A 6,404-nucleotide genomic window follows, 5' to 3' on the forward strand; every position below is an offset into this window, starting at 1 on the left:
GTCTTCACTGCTATAGGTCATGTCATTGGTGCCAATTTACCCGAGTTCCTTCAAGCAGCAATGTCGATTGCTTTATACGCAATGTTTGTCGGACTGCTCGTTCCATCCATGAAAGGTAACCGTAAAGTGATCCTGCTGGCTTTCTTCGGTGCTGTGATTCACAGTGCTTTGTATTGGAGCGGCCTCTTTTCAACAGGATGGTCCATTTTAGTAGCGACGCTCGGTTCAGCCATTTTGGTTGAAATGCTGTATGCGAAGAAAGGAAGTGCAAGTTAATGGAAAAATCGTACTGGTGGATGTTACTTGGAATGGCTGTGGTCACCTATATACCACGCGCATTTCCACTAACATTTCTGGAAGGCCGAGAATTGCCTCCCATTGTCAGCGGAATACTGCGTAATATTCCTTACGCTGTTTTGGGCGCACTGATCTTTCCCGCTATGCTGTTTGTACAGGAAGGAAATATGTTATTCGGGCTTATTGGTGCACTTGCCGCTTTTACACTAGCATTTGCTGGAGCGAATGTAATTATCGTTGTCATGGGGTCCATTGCTGTTCTGGCGATATATGGTTTGATAGGTTGATGTAATATACTTGGATTATATGACAAAAAACGAATAGCATCATAGCTATTCGCTTTTTATTATACTTCAATTCATTATATGTTCGGCTAGAGCAAATGTAAGATAAACTAGGCAGTCCCTTAACAAATCCCCTTTTTAAGCTTTTACAAGTTCCAGAACTCGATCCGGATCGAATCCCAAAACCCATTGACCGTTAATATTTGTTTGTGGAACTCCCATTTGCCCAGTTGTTTCCACTAATTTTTGTGCTGCTATAGGATTTGCTTGAACATTCACTTCCGTGAACTCCATTTCATTTTGTTTCAGGAAACTTTTCATCATGTCGCAATATGGACRTGTGTTGGTTGAATAAACAGTAATTTGTGGTTTCATTTTGTATACCTCCGATATTATGCTTTTTTATAAGCAACATAATTGCCAGTTAAATGTTTAATATTTTCGCTTGTCTTGCTAATTTATCATAAAAAATGAGATTGAAAATACATTTAATTTCCCTCCAGTTTTTATGAAAATCCACATTTTATTTACAATATACTACTAGGGGTCTACAAGTTCAAATAATTAGTATTCACAATGTTTCCCACAAAAAAAACGTCTCTACACATAAGTGTAAAGACGTTTTGTTAATCATCCTGTCTTTTTCCTCGTTCCATCATACGTGTCGCGTACCAAAATCCGATTGTCAATGATAATGCATCAACAATAAATAACAGCCATGTATGCGTATACCCGACATAGACGGAGGCGGTTATAAGAGCTACGGTTAAAATTAAAGCAACGATATGTGAAAATGTGATTCTTGTAAACAGTACGACGAGCAGTCCTGGTAAAAATAATGCAAATAGTATTTTTGTAAACATTGATTCCATTATTGCTCTCCTATCTTACAACCAATAAACCGAGTCGATGATGATCGTGACGATAAATAACATGTTGTCTTAATCTGACTTCACCTTGATGATCCAATACTTCAAGTCGGCAATGTGCAGCATTTATTTGAATCGCTTCATATAATTCCCGTTCATTCGTGACCGTCTGCCCGTTAACCCTGCGGATACATTCACCAATGACAAGTCCCATCTTATCCGCTGGAGATTCCGGTAATACGCCTGCAATCATCACGCCTGAATCTTGTGGAGAAACGGCGTAATTGCCTTGTCTTTCCTTTATCGCAAAATACATCCATACCCCTATTCTTGCAAAAGCACCTAGAGCTAAACTAATAGCTGCGACAACTGGTAGCCAATAAGCGATGAGTGATAAACCTATTGTGGCCATCCCAACAGTGATGACGGCTTTACCTAACTTCGGATATAAATTCACAGGGAGTGTCCTGCGTGCTTTTTGCTGGAACCCGATTACAATTGGAAATAACACAAAAGCAAACGTTTCATTTCCAAATGTAAATTGTGGCCAATAAGTCATGAAATCCGGTACTACACTTCCAGGTACAATGCCCAATACAGGCAACATCCACAATCGTTTTGATAAATAACTGGCAGATGTCAAACCACGTGCCGATTTTTCCAATATAGGAGATGCCGATTCAGCACCTGTTTTTCGGATTAGCAACCCCTCTGCAATTACCGCTGCCCCCATTAACAGACTGACAGGCAAAGACAGTTCAATCCAATTGCGATCCCCGACCCATTCGAAATTCAAAATTGAAAAACTAGTATTCATTTTATAGCCAATCCACAATGCGGAAGTTGCAAGCGCTGCAGAAATGACGGGTGATCCAATCTGATACATAAAAAGTACGACAATAATCGCACTGATCAAACTGAACGTTACCACCCAATCTGTCGTAAGCGTCAGACCAATACCTGTACTGAGTAAGGATAAAATCAGTGCATACATCCATATATCCGTGAACATTCTCTTAACCTCTGTCCAACCCCAAAGAATCCGTGTACGAAATGAACGTCGTTCCCTCTTTACGCGTACGTATCCTAGAAGCACCGCAAAACAGATTGCTACATAAAATAATGGATTAATAAATAATTTTCCAATCCCCTTAATCAATTCTAGTCCAATTTCTTGCCACATTTACGAATCACCACCCAATCAACGGTTCGTGCATTTCTTTCCATTGTAACAAACCGTTGATGGAATGCGTATAGGTTTTTTCTACTTTTGAATAGAGTGGAATAAATAGCCTAGAGACATCTGAAGCTGATTATCATGTTTCTTGCTTGATTTATAGGTCATGATGGTCTCTCTGACTTCTTTATAAAAAACGATATCCATTTTCGCTTCTGCCTTAAGTTTCTTTTGTTCCTTGAAAGATTTCACGGCTCTTGCTGTATCTTCATCGAAATAGCCATCGACTCTTGTTACAGGGAATCCTAATGCCTTCAATACCTTTTGCCCATACTGTACATCTACATTAAAATCTCCTACTTGATAAGTTCCACTAATCGGAAGGGGTTCGAGCTGGTAAAGTTCGCTTGCTTTCACTTCAAAATCCGCCTTAATCCCAGTTCCATGAATCCACTGCTGTTTAGGTGTTAACCATTTGTGCGAAGATAACTTCATTTCTCCCCCATTTGTTAACTCCCATGTTTCTTGCACGGTGCCTTTTCCAAAACTCTTGGAACCGGCGATTAGTGCCCGTTGGTTGGATTTTAAAGCACCACTCAACACTTCACTTGCAGAGGCGCTACCCTCGTTCTGCAATAATACAATCGGAATCTTTTTCATAACTTTTGTATAGTCATCTTCATTTGTTGATTTTACGGCCAATGGCTCGAGTGCTCCTTTTGAATCTTGCATGTAAGCAAAGATTTGCCCGCTTTTCAACATGGTGCCAATTACTTGTTCTACACTATGTAAATATCCTCCGGGATTACCACGCACGTCTATCAATAATCCATCAATCCCCTGTGTTACGAGTGTGCGGGTTTGCGTTTCCCATTCTTCTGCTGTTTTTTCACCAAACATAGAGATGCTTACATAGCCAATCGAAGAACTATCTTGTTCAATTATCTCACTAGTCACCGTTTGTATCTGAAGTGCGGTTCTAGTCATCTTTAATTCTACGTGTCGATCTTCCGTTTCTCTGAAGACCGTTAATGAGACATTGGTTCCTTTTTTTCCTTTTATGGCCGACAGCAAATCAGATAAGCTTTTTCCCTCTACTCGCTTCCCATCTACTCTTACAATTTCGTCATACGGTTTAACTCCTGCTTTTTCAGCAGGTGATTCTTTCATCGGTGTCACAACTATAAATCGACCTTTATTTTCTACAATCTCCAGCCCTATTCCCACGCGTTCGTCCGATAAGGATTCACGGTGAGCCTTTGCTTCCTCTTTGGTCATGTATTTGCTATAAGGATCTCCAAGTGTATCTGCCATTCCCCGTAAAGCACCTTCAATCAATTGTTTCCCCTCGACGGGATGAACAGAACTTGCCAAGATACGTTCATAAGCCTGATCTATCGGTGACAGTTGGCTGATTGGTACACTTGCCACCTTGTCCTTTTTAAAAGGCGCCCAAAAAATGAGGAATAGAAGAATCAAAATCACTAAAAAACCAAACAAAAAAACCCTGCTTCGTCTCAAAAAATCGCCCCCTACTTTCTTCGTTTCAGTGTATGAACGAATAGGTGACGATAGGACAAGAATAAGCCAGATTTATTTTTATTGGCTATGTTATTTTTCAATGTTGATTTTAAGAAAGAAGGAATCTGTGCCTTTCCACGGAAGAACTGGCAAGCCTCCTCGGGCCAACAGGATGTTGGTCACGAAGGCGTTGACACAAAATTGTATTTTGCGACGAGTAACCGCAGGAGCAGCCTTATTCTTTGCGACGAGTAACCGCAGGAGCAGCCTTATTCTTTGCGACGAGTAACCGCAGGAGCAGCCTTATTCTTTGCGACGAGTAACCGCAGGAGCAGTACTTTTGAAAAATGAGACCCACAAGTATGTTTTTCATACTTGTGGGTCTCATGGCGGAACGTGCGGCAAGCGCAAATGTACGATAAACATCCATACCTATTAACAGAGCATTTTTATTCTAAATTAGACACAAAATCTTTAATCATTTGGTCATCCATCGGTCCTACAATCTTGTTCTGAATGCGGCCTTTAGTATCAATCATATATGAAGTAGGTATAGTGATGGCTTCAAAGGTTTGACCAACGGCACCTTCAGTATCCATAGGAATCGGAAAAGTCAGCCCGTAGTCCCGTACAAAATCGTTCACTTTCTCTTCACTGTCTCCGCTTGTTAGATTGACAGCTAATATTTCCACATTTTCTTCTTCTGCGAAATCTTCATAGTAATTTTGCATATGAGGCATTTCTGCCTTACAAGGAGGACACCACGTCGCCCAGAAATTAACGATTACTTTTTTCCCTTGATAGTCAGAGAGCTTCACTTTTTTCCCATCAAGTGTTGTTAATTCAAAATCTGGTGCTGTATCGCCTTTATTCAATCCTTCGGATGCAGCAACACCTGTCATTTCGATACCTAATTGTTCATTTTCAAAGGACTTTGCCTCATCGATGTTATTTTTCACCATCGTCGCGATGACAATCGTTATAAGAACAGCAAGTATCACGAGTCCAAATACTTTTTTGGTCATTTGTTCTCCTCCATTTGTTGTTTATTCAAAAATATAGAAACGGTAAAACCGCAAATCACGAATAGTACCGTGACCATCAGCGGACTTTGGAACACACCTTCAGGCTGTAAAACGGCCGCAAGGATATGTGTAAATAAAAAGAGAGTAAGCAATTGTAATCTCCAAACATTTGATGCAAATGCTTTCTTCCAGGTTAAGGTAGTCATTCCAGTAAAAATAAAAATTGTCATCAGTTTCTGCCAAATTTCCGCTTCATTCATAACAACCATAAGGAATTGATACAAAGATTGCAACAAAACGAACCCAATAAGCATCGCGCCAAACTCGCGTTCAGGCAAACCTCTGCTTCTTATTTGCCATACTAAACGACTAAGTGCTATAACCAATGCAATGTAGAAGCCGGTTTCACCCCCATTGAAATAAAGAATCCCAAGTGGGTATTTAACAATCATATCAAAATCAGTAAACACTACACTAAATTTCCATACAATTAAAAAGAGTATTGCTGCATCCGAAAACCAATCTACTGTATCTTTCCCAAATTTCATCCTTAATACGATTCCCGTAATAAATAACGCCAAAAGTATTGCTATCCACGATGAAGGAATTGTTAGAGACTTGATAATAAACCAATCCGTTACCGGCAACACTTTTCAACTCCTCAAGACATTCCAAATATACCCTATATCGTATATCAAACTACTTAATATGTGGAGAAATATGCTTGTGAACGTCAATAAAAAAGCTCACACTCAGTTTACCTGAGAGTGAGCTCAATTGACTTACTTTAGAATGATACATAACGAATCGGATTGACCGCATTTGAACGTTCACTATTCCAAGGTCCTTCATGAACTTCAAAATGTAAATGAGGTCCAGTCGAACGACCAGTATTTCCCATTCTACCTATCATTTGTCCTTTAGAGACTGATTGACCTGAACTTACATTGTATCCACTTAAATGCGCGTAGACAGTCGTGAAAATTTGACCATTAATAGAATGTGTAACCATAATTACATTTCCGTATGTTCCCATTGGCCCTGCATGGGAAACAATGCCATCCGCTGCTGAGACAATCGGTGTACCGATGCTGTTTGCAATGTCACTGCCGTAATGGAATTCCGCGCCTGATCCGATATTACGACCACCGAAAGTGGAAGAGAAACGTCCTGCAGCAGGGCGTGTCCAATCACCAGAAGATACTACTGGTGGAGGTGTTCCATTTGAATT

At 40.2% G+C, this 6,404-nt stretch carries 8 protein-coding genes and 1 pseudogene; 2 read left to right on the top strand and 7 right to left on the bottom strand.

Annotation, left to right across the window (positions count from 1 at the left end):
* A pseudogene (locus AC1DSB_RS12290) lies at positions 1–276 on the top strand (AzlC family ABC transporter permease); the annotation flags it as partial.
* On the top strand, positions 276–584 hold the full coding sequence (locus AC1DSB_RS12295; RefSeq protein ID WP_016428046.1) for an AzlD domain-containing protein: 309 nt from the start codon (positions 276–278) through the stop codon (positions 582–584). The pseudogene AC1DSB_RS12290 and the gene AC1DSB_RS12295, both read left to right, overlap by 1 nt.
* 135 nt (positions 585–719) lie before the next feature.
* Here the strand turns inward: AC1DSB_RS12295 and AC1DSB_RS12300 are convergent, their stop codons facing one another.
* The 7 genes from AC1DSB_RS12300 to AC1DSB_RS12330 all read right to left on the bottom strand — a co-directional run.
* Complete coding sequence (locus AC1DSB_RS12300) at positions 720–956, bottom strand: glutaredoxin family protein (protein WP_477586807.1); 237 nt, start codon at positions 954–956, stop codon at positions 720–722.
* A 251-nt stretch (positions 957–1,207) separates the two neighbouring features.
* Positions 1,208–1,453, bottom strand: a complete 246-nt coding sequence (locus AC1DSB_RS12305) for a CsbA family protein (RefSeq protein WP_016428048.1) — start codon at positions 1,451–1,453, stop codon at positions 1,208–1,210.
* Between the two features lie 10 nt (positions 1,454–1,463).
* Positions 1,464–2,633 carry a PDZ domain-containing protein gene (locus AC1DSB_RS12310; protein ID WP_477531530.1) on the bottom strand — a complete coding sequence of 390 codons (1,170 nt, stop codon included), beginning with the start codon at positions 2,631–2,633 and terminating at the stop codon, positions 1,464–1,466.
* A gap of 81 nt (positions 2,634–2,714) precedes the next feature.
* Complete coding sequence (locus AC1DSB_RS12315; RefSeq protein ID WP_477531529.1) at positions 2,715–4,148, bottom strand: S41 family peptidase; 1,434 nt, start codon at positions 4,146–4,148, stop codon at positions 2,715–2,717.
* 449 nt (positions 4,149–4,597) lie between these two features.
* Positions 4,598–5,173, bottom strand: coding sequence for a redoxin domain-containing protein (locus tag AC1DSB_RS12320; protein WP_016428051.1), 576 nt, complete (start codon positions 5,171–5,173; stop codon positions 4,598–4,600).
* The gene (locus tag AC1DSB_RS12325) at positions 5,170–5,823 is read right to left on the bottom strand and encodes a hypothetical protein (RefSeq protein ID WP_477531528.1); all 654 of its coding nucleotides are present in this window, start codon (positions 5,821–5,823) and stop codon (positions 5,170–5,172) included. Before AC1DSB_RS12325 ends, AC1DSB_RS12320 begins: the two co-directional genes overlap by 4 nt.
* Before the next feature lie 137 nt (positions 5,824–5,960).
* On the bottom strand, positions 5,961–6,404 hold a 444-nt coding region (locus AC1DSB_RS12330), incomplete at its 5' end, for a M23 family metallopeptidase (protein WP_477586808.1).

It is taken from the genome of Paenisporosarcina sp. P4_E4_2, from assembly GCF_056401595.1.

Bases quoted from the DNA above. Each gene is read 5' to 3' on its own strand.
- AC1DSB_RS12295 (WP_016428046.1), top strand. From the start codon at position 276: ATGGAAAAATCGTACTGGTGGATGTTACTTGGAATGGCTGTGGTCACC.
- AC1DSB_RS12305 (WP_016428048.1), bottom strand. From the start codon at position 1,453: ATGGAATCAATGTTTACAAAAATACTATTTGCATTATTTTTACCAGGA.
- AC1DSB_RS12310 (WP_477531530.1), bottom strand. From the start codon at position 2,633: ATGTGGCAAGAAATTGGACTAGAATTGATTAAGGGGATTGGAAAATTA.
- AC1DSB_RS12320 (WP_016428051.1), bottom strand. From the start codon at position 5,173: ATGACCAAAAAAGTATTTGGACTCGTGATACTTGCTGTTCTTATAACG.